Annotated in this window: 17 protein-coding genes; 8 read left to right on the forward strand and 9 right to left on the reverse strand. The window is 72.4% G+C overall.

Annotation, left to right across the window (positions count from 1 at the left end):
- Window positions 1-57: 57 nt before the first annotated feature.
- The gene (locus tag STRNI_RS17320; RefSeq protein ID WP_277411551.1) at window positions 58-1,815 is read right to left on the reverse strand and encodes a succinic semialdehyde dehydrogenase; all 1,758 of its coding nucleotides are present in this window, start codon (window positions 1,813-1,815) and stop codon (window positions 58-60) included.
- 140 nt (window positions 1,816-1,955) lie between these two features.
- A complete protein-coding gene (locus STRNI_RS17325; protein ID WP_277411552.1) occupies window positions 1,956-4,001 on the reverse strand; it encodes a serine/threonine-protein kinase in 2,046 nt (681 codons plus the stop codon).
- Window positions 4,002-4,122: 121 nt separating this feature from the next.
- Here STRNI_RS17325 and STRNI_RS17330 point away from each other — a divergent pair, with 121 nt between their 5' ends.
- Window positions 4,123-4,581 carry a hypothetical protein gene (locus STRNI_RS17330; protein WP_277411553.1) on the forward strand — a complete coding sequence of 153 codons (459 nt, stop codon included), beginning with the start codon at window positions 4,123-4,125 and terminating at the stop codon, window positions 4,579-4,581.
- Window positions 4,582-4,710: 129 nt separating this feature from the next.
- Window positions 4,711-5,757 (forward strand): hypothetical protein, encoded by a 1,047-nt coding sequence (locus STRNI_RS17335; RefSeq protein ID WP_159486682.1) that lies wholly within the window; start codon window positions 4,711-4,713, stop codon window positions 5,755-5,757.
- 42 nt (window positions 5,758-5,799) lie between these two features.
- Here the strand turns inward: STRNI_RS17335 and STRNI_RS17340 are convergent, their stop codons facing one another.
- Window positions 5,800-6,357 (reverse strand): GNAT family N-acetyltransferase, encoded by a 558-nt coding sequence (locus STRNI_RS17340; RefSeq protein WP_159486684.1) that lies wholly within the window; start codon window positions 6,355-6,357, stop codon window positions 5,800-5,802.
- A 131-nt stretch (window positions 6,358-6,488) separates the two neighbouring features.
- Window positions 6,489-7,733: an NsdA family TPR-like regulatory protein gene (locus STRNI_RS17345; RefSeq protein WP_277411554.1), complete on the reverse strand. Its 1,245-nt coding sequence runs from the start codon at window positions 7,731-7,733 to the stop codon at window positions 6,489-6,491.
- Window positions 7,734-7,825: 92 nt separating this feature from the next.
- Here STRNI_RS17345 and STRNI_RS17350 point away from each other — a divergent pair, with 92 nt between their 5' ends.
- The 3 genes from STRNI_RS17350 (at window position 7,826) to STRNI_RS17360 (ending at window position 10,486) form a co-directional block, all read left to right on the forward strand.
- Window positions 7,826-8,164: a hypothetical protein gene (locus STRNI_RS17350; protein WP_277411555.1), complete on the forward strand. Its 339-nt coding sequence runs from the start codon at window positions 7,826-7,828 to the stop codon at window positions 8,162-8,164.
- A gap of 334 nt (window positions 8,165-8,498) precedes the next feature.
- Window positions 8,499-9,161 carry a response regulator gene (locus STRNI_RS17355; RefSeq protein WP_018089616.1) on the forward strand — a complete coding sequence of 221 codons (663 nt, stop codon included), beginning with the start codon at window positions 8,499-8,501 and terminating at the stop codon, window positions 9,159-9,161.
- A 44-nt stretch (window positions 9,162-9,205) separates the two neighbouring features.
- Window positions 9,206-10,486: a sensor histidine kinase gene (locus tag STRNI_RS17360; RefSeq protein ID WP_381285126.1), complete on the forward strand. Its 1,281-nt coding sequence runs from the start codon at window positions 9,206-9,208 to the stop codon at window positions 10,484-10,486.
- 51 nt (window positions 10,487-10,537) lie between these two features.
- On the opposite strand, the gene STRNI_RS17365 is transcribed toward STRNI_RS17360, so the two are convergent.
- The gene (locus tag STRNI_RS17365; RefSeq protein WP_026169623.1) at window positions 10,538-10,912 is read right to left on the reverse strand and encodes an STAS domain-containing protein; all 375 of its coding nucleotides are present in this window, start codon (window positions 10,910-10,912) and stop codon (window positions 10,538-10,540) included.
- A 468-nt stretch (window positions 10,913-11,380) separates the two neighbouring features.
- On the opposite strand from STRNI_RS17365, the gene STRNI_RS17370 reads away from it, so the two are divergent.
- Window positions 11,381-12,085, forward strand: a complete 705-nt coding sequence (locus STRNI_RS17370) for an RNA polymerase sigma factor (RefSeq protein WP_190076357.1) — start codon at window positions 11,381-11,383, stop codon at window positions 12,083-12,085.
- Window positions 12,082-13,416, forward strand: a complete 1,335-nt coding sequence (locus tag STRNI_RS17375; protein WP_159486694.1) for a zf-HC2 domain-containing protein — start codon at window positions 12,082-12,084, stop codon at window positions 13,414-13,416. The genes STRNI_RS17370 and STRNI_RS17375 overlap by 4 nt, the downstream gene beginning before the upstream one ends.
- Before the next feature lie 129 nt (window positions 13,417-13,545).
- Here the strand turns inward: STRNI_RS17375 and purU are convergent, their stop codons facing one another.
- Entirely contained in the window at window positions 13,546-14,430 is an 885-nt protein-coding gene (purU, locus tag STRNI_RS17380) for a formyltetrahydrofolate deformylase (protein ID WP_018089621.1), read from the reverse strand.
- Window positions 14,431-14,462: 32 nt separating this feature from the next.
- Window positions 14,463-14,921, reverse strand: a complete 459-nt coding sequence (locus tag STRNI_RS17385) for an SCO4402 family protein (protein ID WP_018089622.1) — start codon at window positions 14,919-14,921, stop codon at window positions 14,463-14,465.
- A 171-nt stretch (window positions 14,922-15,092) separates the two neighbouring features.
- On the opposite strand from STRNI_RS17385, the gene STRNI_RS17390 reads away from it, so the two are divergent.
- Window positions 15,093-16,439, forward strand: a complete 1,347-nt coding sequence (locus STRNI_RS17390) for an ABC transporter substrate-binding protein (protein WP_159486696.1) — start codon at window positions 15,093-15,095, stop codon at window positions 16,437-16,439.
- Between the two features lie 129 nt (window positions 16,440-16,568).
- Here STRNI_RS17390 and STRNI_RS17395 read toward each other — a convergent pair whose 3' ends face one another.
- Both STRNI_RS17395 and STRNI_RS17400 read right to left on the reverse strand, forming a co-directional pair.
- Window positions 16,569-18,464 carry a hypothetical protein gene (locus STRNI_RS17395; protein ID WP_381845310.1) on the reverse strand — a complete coding sequence of 632 codons (1,896 nt, stop codon included), beginning with the start codon at window positions 18,462-18,464 and terminating at the stop codon, window positions 16,569-16,571.
- A gap of 205 nt (window positions 18,465-18,669) precedes the next feature.
- A complete protein-coding gene (locus tag STRNI_RS17400; RefSeq protein ID WP_277411556.1) occupies window positions 18,670-20,064 on the reverse strand; it encodes an NsdA family TPR-like regulatory protein in 1,395 nt (464 codons plus the stop codon).
- Window positions 20,065-20,455 lie beyond the last annotated feature (391 nt).

The following is a 20,455-nucleotide window of genomic DNA, read 5'->3' on the forward strand; positions in this document are numbered from 1 at the left end:
TCTCCCTGCTGCATTGGTTGGGGCATGATCCGCCGGGCAGGCCCGGGGAGATGCCCCCTAGCGGAGTCGGAACGCCTTCATCGCGCGCAGGCTGCGGCTCATGAGCTGCGCGTACTTCTCGTCGGTCATGCCGAAGGACGGGGCGAGCGGCATCAGCCGCTGCTGGGCGACGGTCTGGGCCTCGGTGTACTTGAGGATGCCCTCGGAACCGTGCCGGCGGCCCAGGCCCGAGTCGCCCATACCGCCCATCGGGGCCTGCACACTGCCGTAGCCGGCCGCGTAGGACTCATTGACGTTGACGGTGCCGGTCCGCATCCGGGCGGCGACCGCGCGGCCGCGGCGGCCGTCCTTGGTCCATACGCTGGAATTCAGGCCGTACGGGGTGGCGTTGGCGAGCGCCACCGCCTCGTCCTCGTCGCGGAAGCGGTAGATCGAGACGACCGGGCCGAAGGTCTCCTCGCCGCAGACCGCCATCGGGGCCTCGACGCCGTCGAGGATGGTCGGCTCGTAGAACAGCGGGCCGATGTCGGGGCGGGGCCGTCCGCCGGCGACCAGTGTGGCGCCCTTGGCGACGGCCTCCTCGACATGGCGGGTGACGGTCTCCAGCTGGCGCTCGCCGACCAGTGAGCCCATGTCGGCGCCGTAGGCCAGGGCGTTGCCCAGCCGCATCGCCTTCGTCCGGGCGGCGAAGCGCTGGAGGAAGTCGTCGGCGATGGACTCATGGACGTAGAGCCGCTCGATGGAGATGCACAGCTGGCCGGCGGAGGAGAAGCAGCCGCGGACGGCGCCGGCGGCGGCCTTCTCCACATCGGCGTCCCGAAGCACCAACATGGCGTTCTTGCCGCCGAGTTCGAGGGAGACGCCGACCAGCCGTGCGGCGGCGCCCTGGGCCACCTCACGGCCCGTACGGGTCGAGCCGGTGAAGGAGACGTAGTCGGCGTGCGCGACGACGGCGGGGCCGACGACCGGGCCCTCACCGAGCACGACCTGCCAGACGTCCTCCGGCAGCCCGGCCTCGATGAGCTGCTCACGGGCCCACAGCGCGGTCAGCGCGGTCTCCGTGTCGGGCTTCATCACGACGGCGTTGCCCGCGACGAAGGCCGGCAGGGCGTCGCCGACGGACAGCTCGAAGGGGTAGTTCCACGGGGCTATCTGCCCGACGACGCCCCGGGGCTGGCGGAGTTCGGTGACCTTGGTGAGGGTCGGTACGACGCCGGTGCGGGCCTTGGGCTTGAGGTAGGCGTGGGCCTTGCGGCCGTAGTGGCGGGCGGTGACGGCGACCGCCTGCACCTCCTCGTGAGCGTGCAGCCGCGCCTTGCCGGTCTCCAGCTGGATCAGGTCGAGCACCTCGGCCTGGCGGCGCAGCACCAGGTCGTGGAAGCGGAGCAGGACCGCGGCACGCTGCTTGACCGGGACCTTCGCCCAGCGCTCCTGGGCGGCGCGGGCGCGCTCGAAGGCGGTGGCGACGTCCTCGGGGGTGGACTCCGGCAGGTCGGCCAGCTTCTCCCCGGTGAACGGGGTGTGGTTGGCGGTGCGTCCTCCTCCGCTCACCACACCGCGGGTGAGCCGGGCGGCGACCTCGGGGGTGACCACGTCCGCCGCGGTACGGGCTCCCGCGGGGGCGGGGGCGACCGGGTTGCCTCCCCCGCTCTCGGCCGCTCCCCCGGCCGGGGCCGCGTCGGGCGCCGTGGCCGCGGGGGCCTCGGCGGCTACGGGGGAAGTCTGCGCGGGAGCCTCCGCGCGAGCTTCGGCGGGGGCTTCCGTGGGGGCCTCGGCGGCGGAGGAGGCGGTTCCGGTGTCCTGCGAGTCCGTCATGCGGGCGAGCGTATTCCTCCCCCGGCGCTTTGTGTACCCGGCAGTAATGAGTTTTCACGCGGCACCCACAATCGTGCCAGTGTCCACTGGCCGCAAGGGCGCTGGTCTGGGACGGCAGCGCCCAGGACGGAGACCCGCGATCACGCCCCGGACAGCCGGAACGCGTCGAGCGCGGTGTCGAAGTGCCGCTTGGCCTCGGTGCGCGAGGCGACCGGGGAGGAGATCCACACATCGATCATCCGGCCGCCCTCGTCCCAGCTGAGGTCGTAGGTGTACCGCGAGCCGCCGTCCTGGGCGCTGCCGTCCCAGACGAACTCCCAGAGTCCGGCCTGGAGCCCGTTGTGGGTGGTCTCGGTGACCTGTCCCTGACGGTAACCGCGGTAATCGGCGGGGCCCTTGGCGTGCGCCGTGCGCATCGCGCCCAGCGGCCCCTCCGGCACCTGCTGCTGCAGCTGGATGCCGATCCGGAACCGCTTGCCCTGGGAGTAGTAGTAGACGCGGTCGTTCTCGTAGGAGCGGGTGAAGCCCTCGGGTACGGCGAGCGCGAAGCCCTCCGGGTCGCGGACCAGGCGGTATCCGGCCGGGATCTTGCCGGTGCCCCCGGAGGCCGGCGGCGCGGTGACGGTGGGTTCCGCCGAGCCTGAGCCGCCGCTCTGCGGTGACCCGGTGTCCGAGGCCTGCTGGGACCGGCTGGGCCGGCCGCCCGTGCCGGTGCCGCCGTCGGTTCCGCCCTGGTTCATCAGCAGTACCGCGATGCCCGCGCCCACACCGCCGATCACCACCGCCGCGAGCGCGACCAGCAAGGCGGTGCGGGCCCGGCCGGTGTGCGGGCGGGCGGCCGCCGCCAGTGCCCGGTCGTCGAGCGCGTCCCGGATCGGCATACCCGGCGTGCGGCCGCCCGTCCGTCCGCCGGGTCTGCCGGCGCCGCCTCCGGCGGGTGTACGGGCGGGAGTGGCCGGGCCCGGAGGCGGCGTACCCGCGACCGGAGCACCCTCACTGGGCGGGTGCCCACTGGGCGGGTGCTCCCCCGGCAGACCGCCGTCGGGGACGTCGTACAAGGGGGCGTGGACGTCCGGCCCGGGATACCGCGGGACGTCCGGCCCTCCGAGGAACGGCCCGCCCGGTCCGCCTGGTCCGCCCGGTCCACCCAGTCCGCCCGGTCCACCCAGTCCGCCCGGTCCGCCCGCGCCCGCCACGGCCTCGGCCGCGAGGCCCGCGGCCCCGCCGTCTCCGACCCCACCGTCTGCGGCGCCGTGACCGCCATGGCCGCCGTGACCGCCATGGGCGCCATGGGCGCCATGACCGCGACCAGCCCCCTGCCCCAGGTGCCCGCCCGGCCCGCGCTCCGGGGCGCGGCCCGACTGCAGATAGCCGCGCAGCAGCCGCTCCGTCTCGGCGACGCCCAGCCGCCGCTCCGGCTCACGCTCCAGCAGGCCGTGGACGACGGCGTGCAACGGGCGGGCGGATTCCGGGAGTTCGATCTCGTCGTACACCACCGCGTGCAGCACCCCGCCCAGCGAGTCGCGGTGGAACGGCGAGGCACCGCTCAGCGCGGCGCACAGCAGCACCCCGAGCGACCAGAGGTCGGCCTCGGGGCCGGTGCCGCGCCCGGCCATCCGCTCCGGCGCGGTGTATTCGGGCGAGCCGACGAAGCCGCCGGCGTCGGTCAGGGTCGTGACGCCGGGCACCTGGGCGATACCGAAGTCGGTGAGCACGACCCGGCCGCTGCCCGACTCCATCAGGACGTTGGCGGGCTTGATGTCGCGGTGCAGCACCCCGCGGGTGTGCGCGGCCCGCAGCGCGCCCAGCAGCGCGATGCCGATCCGGGCCGCCTCGCGCGGGGCCACCGGTCCGCCGCTCTGCAGCCGGTCGGCCAGCGACGGGCCCTCCACCAGCTCCATCACGATCCACGGCCGGCCGTCCTGTTCGACGACGTCATGCACGACGATCACATTGGGATGCTTGATCTGCGCGACGGTCCGCGCCTCCCGCATCGCCCGCTCCCGCTGCACCCGCGCCTCGGGCTCGGCCGTTCCCTCATCCAAGTGCAGCTCTTTCACCGCGACTTGACGACCCAGCACTTCATCGGTGGCCCGCCAGACCGTTCCCATTCCGCCGCGGCCCAGCCGTATTCCCAGGCGGTACCGGCCACCGATCAGTCGGCCCTCGCCCCCGAAGATCCCCATGGCCCCATCTTGCCGCACCGCCGCCCTTCCGGCAGGGGCGGCACCCATGGACCGGCCATGGTCATGCGTACCCTGCCGCTGACCTGGTCCGCTGTGATGCACTGCCCTCATGGAGGCAGTTGTGGCAAGCGTCGTGGCCGTCGTGGGCACCCTGTTGGGTTCCGGAATCACCCACGTCTTCCAGAGCCGTTCGGCCGACCGCAGCGAGCGGTTCGCCCGCGCGGAGCGGCTGCGGCAGGAGCGGATCGACGCGTACTGCGCCTACGCGGGGGCGCTGCTGGAGTACCGGCGGGTCCTGGTCCACCGCTGGTTCGTCCTGCACGAGGACGACCGCTGCGGCGAGGACACCCCGGAGCTGCGCGAGGAGGTGTACAAGACCCGCTACAGCGCCCAAGAGGCCATGTTCCGGGCCCAGATGGTGTCCGACGACCCGGAGATACTCGACCGCAGCGAGCAGGTGATGGCGGCGACGACGGAGTTGCACCGGGCCCCCGACCGGGAGGCCCTCACCGAACTGCGGGCCACCACCCGCCAGGGCATCCGGGATTTCATCGCGGCCACGTCCCGGCATGTGCGCTGATCAAACGGACGGCAGCCGGACGACACGGGGTGGAACCTCCACCGGCTCTCCCACCGTCCTTGACACAGTGAGGCTGTTGTACGGGAACTGCCGGTACGGCGGCCACGAGAGGCGGATCGGGGGTCGGTCATGGTGATGCAGGACGGTGGAACGGTGGATGTCCGTCCGGGTCCCGATCCGGGCCGGGCCGCTCCGGAGCACAGCGGCGCCTATCTCGCGACCGGCCTGTGCCTGACGCTGTACGCCGGTGTGCTGGGCGCCTGGACGGTCTTCGGCATCACCCAAGGGGACGGCAGTACCTGGGACTTCGTCGAGGGCCTGTTCAACCCGGGCGCCTCCCCCACGACGCAGATCCTCGGCCCGTACGAATGGGCCTTCACCATCGCGTTCCTGGTGATCGCCGGGATGACCCTGGCCCAGCGGCGGGTGGCGCGCTCCGCGGCGCTGCTGTCCGGTTTCGTACTGCTCGCCCTCTCCCTGCGGGAGGGCGTGGGCCTGCTCCACGCCGCCTACCGCCACCAGTACACCAACGACCCGCTGGGCAGCTGGGCGCTCGCCACCCGTGGTCTGGGGGTGGTGGTGGCGCTGGTCGTGCTGTTCTCGATGTTCCCGGCCACCGAGCGCGCGCACGACAACCGCCCGCCCGCCGCCGGCGCGGCCGGTCCGGACGACCGGTGGCGCCGCATGTCCCGCATCTGCGGAGTGCTGTTCCTGGTCATGGCGCTGGCGGAACTCGGCTGGGCCCTCCGCGATCTCACGGCCACCGGCATGGACGCGGGCCGCTATCTGCGCGGGGTGGTCGACGGTTCGGTGCTCGGCGCCCTCGATCTCGCGGCCTCCGCCGAGTTCACCACCGTCGGCTCGGTCCTCGTCCTGCTGATCCTCGGCGTGCTGGCCCTCCGAGGACGCCGCGAAGTCCGGGGCGCCCTCCTGGTGTTCGCCGCACTGGAGCTCTACATGACCGTACGGACGGTGGTGTGGCTGACCGTCTCCGACTTCTTCAACCGCTCCTTCGAAACCACCGAGGGCGCCCTGTCCATGGCCACCACCGCCTACGGCCTGGCCGCCATGACCTCGGTCGTCGTCCTGGCCACCGGCCACGGCTCCGGCCCCTACGGCGAGCCCCGCACGGAGGGCGTCCGGGCGGCGGCGGTGGGGCGGGAGGGGTGGCTGTAGGGGCCTGCCCCTCCGCGCACGGACGGGGAGGGGCCGGGAGGTTCAGCCGCCCGCCCCGAGTTCCTTGCTCATGAACAGCGCGGTCTCGCCCTCGCTCGACGTACCCCGATAGAGGGTGGTGTCCAGGCCACAGAAGCTGAACCCCATCCGCCGGTAAGCCCGGATGGCGGGAACGTTCACATTCGTCGTCTCCAGCCAGGCCGTTCGCGCTCCGAGGCGGCTCCCGTACGCGCAGGCCCGCTGCATCAGCGCCGCGCCGACCCCGAGCCCACGGTGCGTGGACGCCACCGCGATCTGCTGGACGACCAGGCGGCGATGCCACTCCTCGACCCCGACGGCAACAAAACCGCACACCGTCCCGTCGTCGACGGCGACTTCCACGTGCACGCCATCAGCCACCCCGTCGTCCTCGCCGTCCTCATCGTCGGGGAAGGTCTTGACCAGCGGCGGATCGACGAAGGCCGACCGCAGCGCGAACCCCTCGTCCCCCGCGACGACCTCGTAGACGGTGTCCGTGGTGAACGAGTCGTCGATCGCGTCGATCTGCTCCTTGTCCGCGGGCTGTGCTTCTCGGTACACGATGGGTCGTTCGGGGGTCACCTGTACTCCGTGTCCTTGGGCAACTCGGTTATCCAGCAGACGAACGGTCCATGTCTTGCGTTCCGCCGCGACCGCACGCTCGGTTTCCGGTCAGGGGAATCGGGCCGAACCACCACGGCGCACTGCTGCGGTCAGTCGTGGGTCCTGAGGACCTCCGCGAGCCGACGCCCCTCCGAAGCGCCTCTGCGCAGCAGTACGGCCGCCGTGGTGTGCAGCTCGTTCCACGCATGGGGGCGCCCGATCTCCGACGCGTCGGGGGCGCTCGCCACGGCTGCGGCCAGGGCCTGTTCGGCCTCGCCCGCTGCCGCGTGGGCATGGGCCAGACAGGCGCGGTACCAAGCGCCGTCCCGGCGGTAGCCGGCCGGCAGCGCGCCGAGGCCCGAGGCGATGTGTTGCGTGGCTCCCTGCCAGTCGCCTAGGTGCATGGCGGCCATGCCCCGCTGGAGCGTGAACCAGGTCTCGTCGTAGAAGTACATCCACGGCGGTTCGTCCTCGGGCCGCTCGGCGGCACGGCCGATCAGGTCCTGGGCCTCGTCCAGCAGCCGACGGGCGTCGTCCGGGGCGTGGCTGAGCGCATGCCCGCGCGCTTCCATCTGCGCGGCCATGCCCTGCACGCCCAGTGACGTATCCGGCGCCGACCAGCGGGCGGCTTCCGCGAGCCGTACGCACCGCCTCCCCCGGCCCCCGGACCAGGCCATATGCGCCTTCATGCTGAGCGTCGTGGCCGCCATGTCGGCGTCCCCGGCCTCCAGGGCCCACTCGTGAGAGCGGTCGTACCACGCCAGGGCGTCGGCAGACTGACCCTGGTCCTGCGCCATCCACGCAAGGAACTGGGCGTGTTCGGCAGCGAGCCGGACCACGCGCTCCGCCAAGGGCCCCCGCGCGCCCGCGTAGAGGTTCACCACCGTGCGGAGTTGCTGGCTCATCACCTCGACGAGCGGGCGCGATCCGATGAAGTCCTCCGCCCGGCGGTGTTCGGCCAGGAGCCGGTCGAGCCAGTCCAGCGTCGCGCTGTCGACACGGTGCGAGCCGTCCACGGCGTTGGTGACGCGCGCCAGCAGGTCCTCGTCGGGGGCGGTGCCGGCGAACGCCAGCCCCGGGACCGGAAGTGCCTCCGCGCCCGCTGCCGAGACCCGCTCGGGTGGGATTCCGAGCCCCGCGACGATGCGCTGCCGCACCTCCACGGACGTGACCCGGCGACGGCCCCGCTCGATCTCGGAGACATCCGGCTGGACCAGCCCGACCAGCTCCCCCAGCTTCATCTGACTGGCGCCGGTGAGCCGCCGATACGTACGGAAGACGGCGCCCCAGTCCCCTTCGGAGACGGCCGCCAGAAGCCGCGGGTGGGACCACAGGTCCGTGTCAAAGTCACCCATGCCTCCAATATAGGGCGGCCCTATAGGACGTTGGGATGGGTTCAAACGGCGTTCGGCGCAAGGCTCGTGCAGGACAGAGCCGCACAACCGCTATGCCGTACACACTGGAGGCCACCTCGATGACCAACCCGCCCAAGCCCCGCCTGCTCCCCTGGACCTCCCCCGACGACAAACCCTGCTATCTCTTCACGGACCGGGAGGGCGGCTACGTCGCCCGGTACGCCGACGACGTCGAGGCGCTGCAACTCGGGATGGCGATCGGGCTGCTGGAGCATGCCGGGGATCTGATCGGTGATCCGGCGGCCGATGCGCGGCAGTTGCGGTATTTGTCGGCTCAGCTCAGTGCCGCGTTACGGGATGCGGTACGGGTCGCGGAGAGCCGGGGGGAGCGGCTGAGGGGTGGCGAAACCCCGCCTGACCAGCGACTTTGAGGGGACTACAGGTCGTCCCTCGGCGGTGCGGGGGAGATCCCCCTCCGAACCGCCCCCGCACGCCAAAGGCGGCCGTCGCGTGTGGGGGTCGCGGCGGCCGCCGATGTGAACTGCAACGCGTCCTGGGCTTGTGGCCTCTTCAGTGGTGCAGCATGAGAACCACTCTGCCCGCGGGGACCTCCCCTCGGCATCCTCCAGAGGTCGCGGGCTCACCCCCGCCGCTCGGCGGGGGTGGGGGTCCGTCGTAAGGCGGTCCCCGCTGACAGAGGAACGGAATCGCGCAGCGCCGGGCGGTTCCGCGGGCTCGGATGGGTGCGAAGGAAAGGGGCGGCCGGTGATCCGTGTCGCTGTGGTGGACGACGAACGGCTGGTCAGGTCGGGACTGCGGATGATTCTGGGGACCGCCCCGGACATCGAGATGGTCGCGGACTGCAGTGGCGCCGAGGCCGTGGACACCGTGCTGAGCTGTGCGGCCGACGTCGTACTGCTGGACATCCGCATGCCGGACGTGGACGGGCTGACCGTACTGCGCCGGCTGCGCGCCGCTCCGGAGCCGCCCGCGGTGGCGATGCTGACCACCTTCGACGCCCAGGAGTACCTGACGGCGGCGCTGCGCGAGGGCGCGGCCGGGTTCCTTCTCAAGGACTCCGATCCGGAGCAACTCGTACGGGCCGTACGGACGCTGGCGGAGGGCGGCAGCGTGCTCGACCCGGGCGTCACACGTGCGGTGATCGGGGGCTATCTGACCGCCGAGGACCAGGCGTCGGCGGCGCGCGCGGTGAGCGGGCTGACCCCGCGTGAGTCGGAGGTGCTCGCCCTGCTCGGTGAGGGCCTGGGCAACGCCCAGATAGCCGACCGGATGGGGCTCGCCCCCAGTACGGTCAAGGACCATGTACGCGCCCTGCTGGGCAAATTGGGCGGGATCAACCGTATCCAGGCGGCGATCGTCGCCGACCGTGCCGGCCTGGTCGCGGGCACCCCCCGGGGGGCGTGGTGAGGGCCCGGGGCGGGCGGAGCCGGCTGCGGGTGCTCGCGGGGGCGGTGGTGGATCGCGGGGAGGCGAAGGGGCGGGCGCTGGCGCGCGGGGCGCTGGGGCGGCGGCTGCGCGCCCTCGCCCCGGTCGTGATCCCGGTGCTGCTGGCGATCGCCGACGCGATGCTGGTCAACGGCCTCGAACTCGACCTGGAGGTCGGCGTCTCGATGCTGGCCGCGGCGGCCCTGATGCTGCGCCGGCGCTTCCCGCTGCTGGTCTTCCTCTTCACGCTCCCCGGGCTCTACATCGGCTACATCTGGTTCGCGCCGATGATCGGGCTCTACACCCTGGCCGTCCGCCGGCCCGGCCGGGCGCGGCTCGGCCTGTGTGCGGTGCTGCTGATCACCGCGCACTTCTTCCCGTACCCGCTCTCCGACTTCGTGCTCACCGACTACCGCGAGAACACCCAGGTGCTGATAGACGCCAGCGTCACCTCGGCCGCGCCGATCGCCCTGGGCCTGCTGGTGCGCACCCGCCAGGAACTCGCCTCCCGTATTGAGGATCTGACCCGTAGCCGGCGCCGTGAGCACCGGCTGCTCGCCGACCGGGTCAAAACCACCGAACGCGCCCGGCTGGCCCGTGAGATGCATGACGTGGTGGCCCATCAGGTCAGCCTGATCAGCCTGCAGGCGGGCGCGGTGCAGGTCAGTACGGAGGACGCGGCGGCGCGCGCGGGTGCCACTTCGATCCGGGAGCTGTCCGTGCGGACCCTGGAGGAGCTGCGCCACATGGTGGGCGTACTACGGGCGGACGGCGGCGAGGCGGCGGAGGCGGACGGCCTGGCTCCGCAGCCCGACTTGGAGGAGTTGCCGCGGCTGATCGAGATGAGCGCGCTGGATGTGACGTACGAGGGCGGTGTGGTGGCCGGCGCGAGCGGCACGAAGACGGTGGAGCGGGCGGCCTTCCGTACGGTCCAGGAGGCGCTCACCAACATCCGTAAGCACGCGCCGGGGGCACGGGTCCGGGTGCGGGTGGATCCGGTGGATCCGGGGGACGCGGTGGACTCGGTGCGGGGCGGGGGTTCCGGACGGGCGGGGAGTTCCGCACGGGGCGAGGGTGCCGGAGGGGCCGGACGGGCCGAGGGGTGCCGTGCGGCGCACGGGCTGCGGGTGGAGATACGCAACGGGCCGCCGGACGCGACGGCGACGGTCCCCGCGCTTCCCGGGGGCGGCCACGGGCTGGTGGGGCTGCGCGAGCGCGCCCAGAGCCTCGGCGGGACGCTGGAGGCGCGTCACACCTCCGACGGCGGCTTCGTCGTACGGGCGGAGTTTCCGTACGGAGCGGGGTGAATCAGGCAGAGACGGGCATACGGGGGCAGAAAGGCCGCACCCCGGGCGCGTTCAGGCGGAGAGCGGTGCGGCGGCCTCGTCGACGGCGGTGTGCAGGTCCGGGTAGACCTCGAAGAGCCGGCGGACACCCAGCGCGGCGAGCACACGGTTGACGTGCGAGCCGTCCACGGCACCCTGCGCGGGGAGGATCAGCCGCAGCCGCCCCTGACAGGAGCGCATCAGACGGCGGGCGGCGATCAGCACACCGACACCGCTGGAATCGCAGAACCGCACCTCGGAGAGGTCGAGTACGAGCGATCTCCGGCCGTCCGCCACCGCGTCGTGCACATGCTGACGCACCGCAGGCGACGTGACCAGGTCCATCTCCCCGGACACCTGGAGTACGGCCCATGGGCCCTGTTCGTCCTCTGCCACCTTCAACGACACGCGCTCGAAGCCTTTCGCTCGCTTTCGGACCGGATGGGCCCGGTTGCATCCGGAACTCATCCTTCCCCGCCTCGACTGCCCGGCCTCTCTCCCCTGAAACTCTTCCGAATCCTTGGCGCAACAGGCAGTCCGCCTAAGGCTATGCCCCAGCGGCCGCACCTTTTCGCCGACATCCGGTCACACACGGATAACACATCACCGTATGTGGACACGAACGATCGGCATCGATCCGCTTCGATCGGGCAGTATCGCCACAAAGCGAGACCGTTTTCCTCGCGAGGTCTTTACCATCCCCGTCCCCCTCGGGGCTCGGTTTGCCGCAAAGGAGCGTGCGTTGTCAGACCCGCGCACTACATTCGATGGCACGGTGGTTTCTGTGATCGTGCGCACAGCTCCGGGCGTGAGCGCGTGTGCAGGAGTGACGGCTGAGGAGTGAGCCCGGAGGCGACGGGCAGGGATGGGGTTCCGATGGGACACGACGCGCCACCGCGCTGGGACAGGCGGATGCAACAGCGGCTCGCCCACGGCGAGGCCGCTGCGCTGGGCGAGCTCTACGACCGCTTCGCCTCGCTCGTGCACAGCCTCGCCCACCGTGTCCTGGACGACGAGGACGCCGCCGACCGCCTGACCCGCGAGGTGTTCACCTACATCTGGGAACACCCGGATTCCTACGACCCCAAGCAGGGCCCGCTGCGCTCCTGGATCGCCGGTGTCACCCGCCACCAGGCCGTCCAGCGGCTGCGCCAGACCGAGGCGGCCTCGGCACGCGACTGCGGAGACGGTGCCCCGGCGCCCGCCGAGATAGAGCAGAAGATCCGCGAGGCCTCCACCGCCGCCCGCGCCGACTACATCGTCACGTCCATGCCCGCGCCCCTGCGGGCCGCACTGGAGCTGGCGTACTTCCAGCGCCGGGACTACCGCCAGACCGCCGCCGACCTCGGCGTCACGGAGGACGAGGCCCGGCGCCGGCTCCGCCTGGGCCTCCAGCTGCTCTCCACCGCCCATCACCACCAGGCCCTGCCACCCGGCCACCGCGCCTCGTACTCCGCACGCGCCCCGCGCTCCTCCCCCGCCGCGCCGCACGCTCCCCGCGGCCCGCTCCCGCCGCACACCCAGCACACCGGCCCGGGAACCTCCGCACCGCCCGGTCCGGGCCATGGACGGTCGCGGTGAAGGGCCCGGACGAATGGGACGGCCGCGAGCTGCCCGGCAGCCCCGGTGAGCGGCCGCGGATACCCTCCCCGCGCTCCGCGGCCGAGGACCACGGCCCCCTTCCGGACACCCCGCCGGTGCCCGTCGCCGACCCGGTGACCGACCCCTTCGGCACCCTTCCGGACGCCGGGCCCGGGTCCGAGCCGCCCGCCGCGCCCCTGCCCGTCCCCGACCCGGATCCGGCCCCGCCGCACCGGATCCTCAAGTCGCTGCTCGGTGCCTGGGCGCTGTCGGCCTGCTCCGCCGAGGAGACGGCCGCCGTCGAGGCGCATCTGACCGACTGCGCCTCCTGTGCGGACGAGGCGCTGCGGCTGCGCGATGCCGTCGGGCTGTTGCATCCCGCCGACAGCCTCGACCTCGATCCGCTGCTGCGCTCCCGCGTCCTGGAGGGCTGTCTGGGCCGGCGGCCGGCCCGTATCCCGGTGCCCGACTGGGCGTCGCCGTACGACGCGGAGACCGCCAAACTCGATGCGCTGCTGCGTGACATGGGCGAGGCGGAGTGGCGCGCCCCGGTGCGGCTGCGCTGGTTCGAGGGCGAGCGCCCGGTCGAGCGGGAGACCACCGTCGCCGGTGTCATGGGGCATCTGATGGCGGTGGACGGCCTGGTCGCGACGGCGCTCGGGCTGACCGACCCGCTCGGCACCGCCGCCCCGCCCGGCACCCCGGACCCCCTCATCCGTACGGAAACGTTCTGGCGCGCGGCGGACGAGAGGGAGAATCCGCTCGCCATCCACGCACCGTGGCGCGACCAGAGCTACGCGCTGATGAGACAGGTGTCGTTCGCCGGCAGCAAGGTCGCCGAACTCGCCGTTCCGTACGGCGACTTCCGGCTCGCGCTGCGCGACTCGTTCCTGGACCGCGCCTTCGAATGCTGGGTGCATGCCGGCGATATCGCCGAGGCGGTGGACTACCCGTACGTTCCCCCGGCCGCCGGGCATCTCCACCAGATGGTCGACCTCGCCGCCCGGCTGCTGCCCAGTGCGCTGGCCGACCGCCGCCGGGCCGGGCTCGCCGCGCCGCCGCAGCGGCTGGTCGAGGCGGGCGCCCCGGGCCGTACGCTCCATCTGGAGGTCGAGGGCAACGGCGGTGGCCATTGGTACATAGCGCTGGACTCACCGGCCGCCCTGGGCACCCCGGACCGCACCGTCGCGCATATCGCCCTGGACAGCGCCGAGTTCTGCCAGCTTGCCGCCGGCCATATCTCCCCCGAGGAGGCCGCCGCCGGCCAGAACGGCGAACGCGACGCGATCCGCGATGTGCTGTTCGCGACCGCGTCGCTGTCCCGCCTCTAGCGCTCGTCGGCAGGGGCGGCTTGCCAGTAGGGGCGGCTTGCCAGTAGGGGGCGGTCGAACATGTCCCGTAGGGGGTCCGAGCGCCCCCTCGGGGCCACAACGTGAGCGGTGCGGAAGGTATTCCGGCTGTTACGCGAAGACGACCGTCCGGCTGCCGTTCAGCAGCACCCGGCGCTCGCTGTGCCACTTCACGGCCCGCGCCAGCGCCTGGCACTCCACGTCCCGGCCGATCGCCACGAGCTGGTCCGGCGTGACCTCGTGGCCGACGCGCTCGACCTCCTGCTCGATGATCGGGCCCTCGTCGAGGTCCGCGGTGACGTAGTGCGCGGTGGCGCCGATGAGCTTCACCCCGCGGGCGTGCGCCTGGTGGTACGGCTTGGCGCCCTTGAAGCTCGGGAGGAAGGAGTGGTGGATGTTGATGATCCGGCCGGACAGCGCCTTGCACAGATCGTCGGAGAGCACCTGCATATAGCGGGCGAGGACGACCAGCTCGACGTTCTCCGCCGCCACCAGCTCCAGCAGCTGCGCCTCGGCCTCGGCCTTGGTGTCGCGGGTGACCGGAATGTGGTGGAAGGGGATGTCGTACGAGCCGACCAGCTCGGCGAAGTCCGTGTGGTTGGAGACCACGGCCGCGATCTCCACCGGCAGCGCGCCGATCCGGGAGCGGAACAGCAGGTCGTTGAGGCAGTGCCCGAACTTGGACACCATCAGGATGACCCGCATCTTCTCGTCGGCCCGGTGGATCTGCCAGTCCATGCCGAAGGAGTCGCCCACCGCCGCGAAGCTGGCCCGCAGCTTGTCGACGCTCACCGAGGTGTCCGCGCTGAAGTGGACCCGCATGAAGAACAGCCCGGTGTCGTGGTCGCCGAACTGCTGGCTGTCCTCGATGTTGCAGCCGGTGATGAAGAGGTAGCTGGACACGGCATGCACGATGCCCTGCTTGTCCGGGCAGGACAGGGTGAGGACGTACTGATCGTGCGGACCGGGCTGGGTGGTGGGCTGCGACTCGCTCATGACCTCATAGGGTCGCACACCCGCGGAGCAGGTCAGGCCGGGGCTTCCGCCTGACCGGTCATGATGGCCAGCACCTCCAGCGAGCGCGGCGCGGCATCGGGGTCCTCACCGTCCGCGGCGGCCAGCTGCACATGGGCCTCACGGGCCGCGTGTACGGCCTCCGGCCAGCCCTGGTGCGCCATGTACGCGGCGACCGGGGCGTCCGCACCGACCTGGTGCATGATCCGCAGCACGCGCAGGACGGCGACATCGACGAGCTGTGCTTCCTGGGCGTCCCGGAAGATCGTGCCGATGTACTTCTCGGCGGACCAGTTGTCCAGCCAAGTGTCCTCGACGAGCCGGTAGACGGCGTCGGTGACATCTCCGTACCCGGGCCGTCCGGCCAGCCAGGTCTCCTGCTGGAAGGCGGGGTCGGAGAGCATGTGCAGCGCGGAGCGCACATTGCTGCGCCAGCGCCACCACGGCATGTCGTTGAGTGGCATACCGCCCATGGTGGTCGAGCGGCGGCCGCGACGGGAAGACTTCTCCGAACCTTGCACAGTATTGGATCGTACGTTCCGCACGGATGATCTCAAGCGGCCCCCCGGAATTCACCTTCGCGTCACCATCCGTTGCCTTGTCGTCACTCACCCGTTCCTGGCAGGACGGAAGGCTGCGGTGTCATGACCGGACGGCGACGCTCCTCCCCCCGCCCTTTTGCTCATGCTCCCGCGGTCGCTTCGACGGTGGCATGTACGGCGGTCATCGCGTCACTGCTCTCGGGCTGCGGCTCCCTCCCCGGAGCCTCGGGGGACTCCGGGGAGAAGGACCCGGTCACGGTGATGACCTGGGCGCCCGAGGGCACCAAGGCCACCAATATGCCGGGTATGCCCGCCATGGCGCAGGCCTACGCCCGCTGGGTCAACTCCCAGGGCGGCATCAGGGGCCACCACCTACGGGTGCTGACCTGCAACGAGCGCAACGACTCGGTGTCCGCCGCCCAGTGCGCCCAGCGCGCGGTGGACCAGGGCGCGGTCGCCGTCGTCGGCTCCTACAGCCAGTTCGGCCGCTCGTTCATGTCGCCGCTGGAGGTCAAGGGCGTCCCCTTCATCGGCGGCTACGGCGCCTCGGACGAGGAGTTCGAGAGCCCGCTGTCCTATCCCGTCAACGGCGGGCAGGCCTCCCTGCTCGCCGGGAACGGCCGCCAGTTGGCGCGCGACTGCAGCCGCGTCGCGCTGGTCCGCCCGGACACCATCCAGGGCGACCAGATGCCGTCCCTGCTCAACTCCGGCCTGGAGAGCGGCAGCCGGCACCCGGCCAAGGACATCAAGGCGCCCGAGGACGGCACCGACTACTCGACCGAGGTGAACCGCGCCCTGGACGGTGTGGGCGCCGACCCGCTCGTCTACGGCACGTCGGAAGCCGGCGGCAAAGCGGCCGGCTCCTGTGTGACCGCCTCGCTCGGTGATCACACCGATGCGTTCTTCGACTCGTTCCGGCGTCTGCAGGAGGACAGCCCCAAGGTGCGGGTCGCCTCCGTTCTGGGCAGCGTCGGCCAGTCGCTGGTGAACCGTACGGGCGGCAGATCCGGGCCGCTGGAAGGCGCGGACATCACCGGCTGGTATCCGGCCGCCGGCGATTCACGCTGGGAGCCGATGCGCAAGGTCATCAAGGACTTCGCGTTCAACGACAACCGCATCGACCCCGCCGACCAGGGCACACAGACGACCTGGATCGCCTACACCGTGCTGCGTTCGCTGATCGAGGATCTCGATGACGAGGGCATCGAGGACATCACCCCGCACGCCCTGCAGACGACGCTGGACCGCGGTGACCGTGCCGTCGACACCGGCGGGCTGACCCCGAAGCTGCGCTGGCGCGAGGACGACATGCTCGCCGTCCAGGACTTCCCGCGCATCGTGAACGGGACGGTGACCTACCAGGTCGTCCGGGACGGCGAGTTGGTCGCCGCCCAGCACGGCTTCGTGAACGTCACCAAGACGCTGGAACGGCGGCGCCCGGACAGCTGAGCGGGACGGGGCGGGCAGCCCGGCGCGGCGCCTGCGCGGTACCTGTAGCGCGCCGTCTGGAGCGGGCCGCATGGAGCGCGGCGCCGCCCGCCCGCATGGGGAGCGCGGCGCCGCCCGCCCGTCCGGCGCTCAGAGCTGCTCGGGGCGGCGCTCCGTCAGCCCGTACTTCTTGGCGAGCGGGTTCCAGATCTGTGCCGCCTGCTTCTTGGCCGTGGTGGCCTGACCGCTGGCCGCGTTGCCCTGGGCGGTCTGCCGGGTGACCCGGGCCTTGCCCTTGTGGCAGCCCTTCTTGCCGCCGACCTGTCCGGCCCACGCCGCGTAGTGGTTGTCCGCGGACGCCGAGGACTGCCAGGCCTTGGTCAGCGCGGCGGTCAGCCGGTCATTGTTCGGGATCTTGTCGACGGGCAGCTGCTGCAGCCGCTTCACCAGGTCGTTGCGCTGCCCGGCCGCGGCCCGCAGGTCCTTGGCCGCGCCGCCGAGGTTGTCACAGGACTTGATGCTGTTGACGGCGCCGATCACCGAGGAGCGGCTGTTGTTGCTGTCGCCCAGCAGCGCGTCCAGCCCCTTGGCCTGGGCCTCGGCCGGGTCGGTGGTCGGCTTCGGCTTCTCCGGCTCCTTGGCCTTCTTCGTCGTGCCGGCCCCGGAGCCCTGCTTCTTCGTGGTGTCCTCGCTGCTTCCGCCGCTCAGCGCCCAGCCGAGGCCGAGTCCGGCACCCGCGAGCGCCACGATGACGATGCCGACGATCACTGCCGGGGCGAGCCGGCGGCGGCCGCTGTCGCCGCCGTCGTCGAACGTGGGCTTCGGCTCGTAGCCGCCGCCGGGCGGGAACTGCTGTCCGTAGCCCTGGCTCTGGCCCTGCTGCCCGTACGGCGGGCGGCCCGGGTCCTCGAAACGCGGCAGCTGCGCGGTGGAGTCCGGGGCGCCGGTCTGTCCGGCCTGGCCGGGCGCGCCCGGCCCGTCGCGGAACAGGCCGTCGAACTCGGAGGGGGTGGGACGGTCCCCGGGCGCGCCGGGGCGCACGCCGTAGGGCGCGCCGGGCGGCGGGGGCGGCGCAGCACCGGCGCCCACCGGCGCAATGAGCTGGGTGGCCTCGGCGTCGCCCGCGCCCGGGGCGCCCGGCATCGGCTGGGACTGCGGCATCGGCCGGCCCTGGGGCCCGCCCTGCGTCGGCTTGATCGCGCGCAGCATGGTCGTGGACTCGTCGGGCGTCTCGGGGCGCGAGGCCGCCTCGGGCGGCAGCGGCGCGGCGCCGGGGCCGCCGGACCGGGCGTCGAAGGGCGGAATCAGCGCGGTGGCCTCCGCGTCGCCCGAGGCGGGCGGCAGCGGCGCACCGGTCTGCGGGGTCGCCCGCACCAGCTCTCCGGACGGGCCCTGGGGCTGCTGCCCGTATTGCTGTTGAGGCTGCTGGGCCTGCTGCGGGGGCTGGGTCTGCTGCGGCTGCGGGGCCGGCTGCCCGTACGGCTGCTGCGGGAGCTGCTGCCCGTACGACTGCTGTCCCTCGGGCGGGAGTGCGCCGGGCGCACCCTGGCCGGGCTGTGCGCCGTGCGGCATCAGCGCCGTCGCCTCGGCGTCGAAGCCGGTCTGCGGCTGCGGTGCGGCGGGCTGCTGGGGCGCCTGCTGCGGCATCGAGGGCGGCATGGCCTGCGGCGCCTGCTGCTGTTCCTGGGGCGGCGCCGGGAAGCCCTGGCCACCCTGCGGCTGCGGCGGCACCGGACCCTGCGGGGCCGGCGGCTGCGCCGGGGCGTACCCCTGCTGCGGGCCCTGACCGTAGCTCTGCTGCTGGCCCTGGCCGTACCCCTGCTGTGCGGCGGGCTGCTGGCCCTGGGCGGGCGCCTCGCCGTACGGCTGCGGGGCGGGGGCGGCCTGCTGGCCGGGTCCCCAGGGCTGGCCCCACGGCTGGCCGGCCGGCGGCGCGGCCTGCTGGTCGGGCACCCACGGCTCACCGTTGGCGGGCAGCACAATGCCCTCTCGCGCGGGACCGGCCGCAGAATTCTGCGGGTCGTGACCCTGTCCGCTCTGCGTCACCGTGACTCCTACCAACGTGCAGACCTACGGAATCGTCGGCTGCACGCTACCGGGTCGCAGCAACGTTCGACCACGTCGCCTGGTCACCGCCCCTGCCCGCCCGCGGAAGGCCCCGGGCGGGCCCCGCCGTCCGGGTCGTCCGGCGTCCCACGACAAACCCGACGTGGCACGACAAACCAGTCGCCGCCCCGTCTTGGGGCGCTGCTCACGCCGCCGTGGCCCTCAGCTCCAGTCGCGCGCTGAACTCCCGCACCACCGGTTCGTCCCGATAAGGCTCCAAACGCAGCTGAAAGTCCTCCAGATACTCCGCGCCACGGTCCGACCGCAGCCCGCTCAGCAGATCCACCGCCTGGGTGCCCGTATGGCAGGCCTGCTCCACCTCGCGCTGCTGCACCTGGGCGCCGGCCAGCAGCAGCAGACCGATGGCCCGGCGCCGGGCGCGGCCGGCCGGATGCCCGTCCAGCGCCTCCTGCGCCCGCTGCGCGGCGGGCCCCGGCTGCCCCAAGTCGCGGTGGCAGTGGGCGAGTTCATCGGCCAGGTAGGCCTGGTCGAAGTGGGCGATCCAGACGGGGTCGTCGCCCGCTTCGGCGGCCGCGTCGGCGCGCTCCATCGCGGCGACCGCCCGGCCCGCCACCACCTGGAAGGCCCGGCCGTCGCCCATCAGCGCATGCCCGCGGGCCTCCGCCGCGCAGAACATCGCCTCCACGCGCGGTGTGACATGGCCGCGGGCGCCTTCCTGCGCGGCGCGCGCGAGCTGGGCGATCTCCCGTGGATTGCCGAGCGAGGCGGCGAGATGGCTCATGCTCGCGGCGAGCACATAGCCGCCGTAGCCGCGGTCACCGGCCGCCTGGGCCAGCCGCAGCGCCTGGATGTAGTAGCGCTGGGCGAGGCCGGGCTGGCCGGTGTCGACGGCCATGTAGCCGCCCAGTTCGGTCAACCGCGCGACGGCGGCGAAGAGTTCCCGCCCGACGGACTCACGGTAGGAGCCGGCCAGCAGCCCCGAGACCACGCTGTTGAGGTAGTGCACGACGACCGGCCGGACATGTCCGGCGCCGAAACGGTGGTCGAGCTCGCTGAGCGCCGTGGTCATGGCGCGGACCGCCTCGACGTCCGAGATCCCGACCCGGGCGCCGGCGTTCCGGGCGACCTGGGTGTCCGCCCCCGTGATCAGCCAGTCGCGACTGGGCTCCACCAGGGCGGACGCCGCGACCGTGGAACCACTGAGGAAGTCGCGCCGGCCGACATCGCTGCGCCACAGCTCACAGACCTGCTCGATCGCCCCGAGGACGGTGGGCGAGAACTGCAGCCCCACCCCGGACGCGAGGTTCTTGCCGTCGGCCATCCCGATCTCGTCGATGGTGACCGTGCGCCCCAGCTTGCGCCCCAGCGCCTCCGCGATGACGGCCGGCGCGCGGCCCCGTGGTTGCTGTCCGCGCAGCCATCTGGCCACGGAGGTCTTGTCGTAGCGGAGGTCGAGACCGTGTTCCGCACCGCACATGTTGACGCGACGGGCGAGCCCCGCGTTGGAACAGGCGGCTTCCTGGATCAGCGCCTGCAGCCGTTCGTTGGGCTGCCGTGCGACGAGTGGCCTGGCGGCCATGCTGTACCCCCTGTGTACCGCTGTGCGTTCACCGTCGAACGCCGCTCCCCGTGATCGATTCCCCAGGAATATGCCGGATATCCGAGAGATCCTGAATATGCGCGATAGGGAGGATCGTTGTGATATGCGCGTTGCAGAGGATGCTCGGTTATGAGCGCTTTGCGCCCTGTCCGGTGCTTCCTCGGTGCCGAACGCCGTTCACGGGTGGGGAAGGCTGCGCGGTGCCGTGCACAGATCGCGGCGCCGCCGTGCCGGGCTCCCCCGGGTGCACTTCGGACCGCCGCCGGGCGGTCCCTCCGCCCGTCAGGCAGGTGGCTACCCGTTCCTCGGGCCCCGCCCGCATACGCGCCCCCACCGGTGCACCCATGCGCCCCACGTGCGAGAACGATGC

Origin of the sequence: Streptomyces nigrescens (assembly GCF_027626975.1) — a bacterium.
In the GTDB taxonomy this organism is placed as follows: Bacteria; Actinomycetota; Actinomycetes; order Streptomycetales; family Streptomycetaceae; genus Streptomyces; species Streptomyces nigrescens.

What these genes read in the sequence shown, in the direction of transcription:
- STRNI_RS17370 (WP_190076357.1), top strand. Translation starts at nt 11,381, where the DNA reads ATGGGACACGACGCGCCACCGCGCTGGGACAGGCGGATGCAACAGCGG.
- STRNI_RS17325 (WP_277411552.1), bottom strand. Translation starts at nt 4,001, where the DNA reads ATGGGGATCTTCGGGGGCGAGGGCCGACTGATCGGTGGCCGGTACCGC.
- STRNI_RS17345 (WP_277411554.1), bottom strand. Translation starts at nt 7,733, where the DNA reads ATGGGTGACTTTGACACGGACCTGTGGTCCCACCCGCGGCTTCTGGCG.
- STRNI_RS17390 (WP_159486696.1), top strand. Translation starts at nt 15,093, where the DNA reads ATGACCGGACGGCGACGCTCCTCCCCCCGCCCTTTTGCTCATGCTCCC.
- purU (WP_018089621.1), bottom strand. Translation starts at nt 14,430, where the DNA reads ATGAGCGAGTCGCAGCCCACCACCCAGCCCGGTCCGCACGATCAGTAC.
- STRNI_RS17320 (WP_277411551.1), bottom strand. Translation starts at nt 1,815, where the DNA reads ATGACGGACTCGCAGGACACCGGAACCGCCTCCTCCGCCGCCGAGGCC.
- STRNI_RS17400 (WP_277411556.1), bottom strand. Translation starts at nt 20,064, where the DNA reads ATGGCCGCCAGGCCACTCGTCGCACGGCAGCCCAACGAACGGCTGCAG.
- STRNI_RS17335 (WP_159486682.1), top strand. Translation starts at nt 4,711, where the DNA reads ATGGTGATGCAGGACGGTGGAACGGTGGATGTCCGTCCGGGTCCCGAT.
- STRNI_RS17385 (WP_018089622.1), bottom strand. Translation starts at nt 14,921, where the DNA reads ATGGGCGGTATGCCACTCAACGACATGCCGTGGTGGCGCTGGCGCAGC.
- STRNI_RS17350 (WP_277411555.1), top strand. Translation starts at nt 7,826, where the DNA reads ATGCCGTACACACTGGAGGCCACCTCGATGACCAACCCGCCCAAGCCC.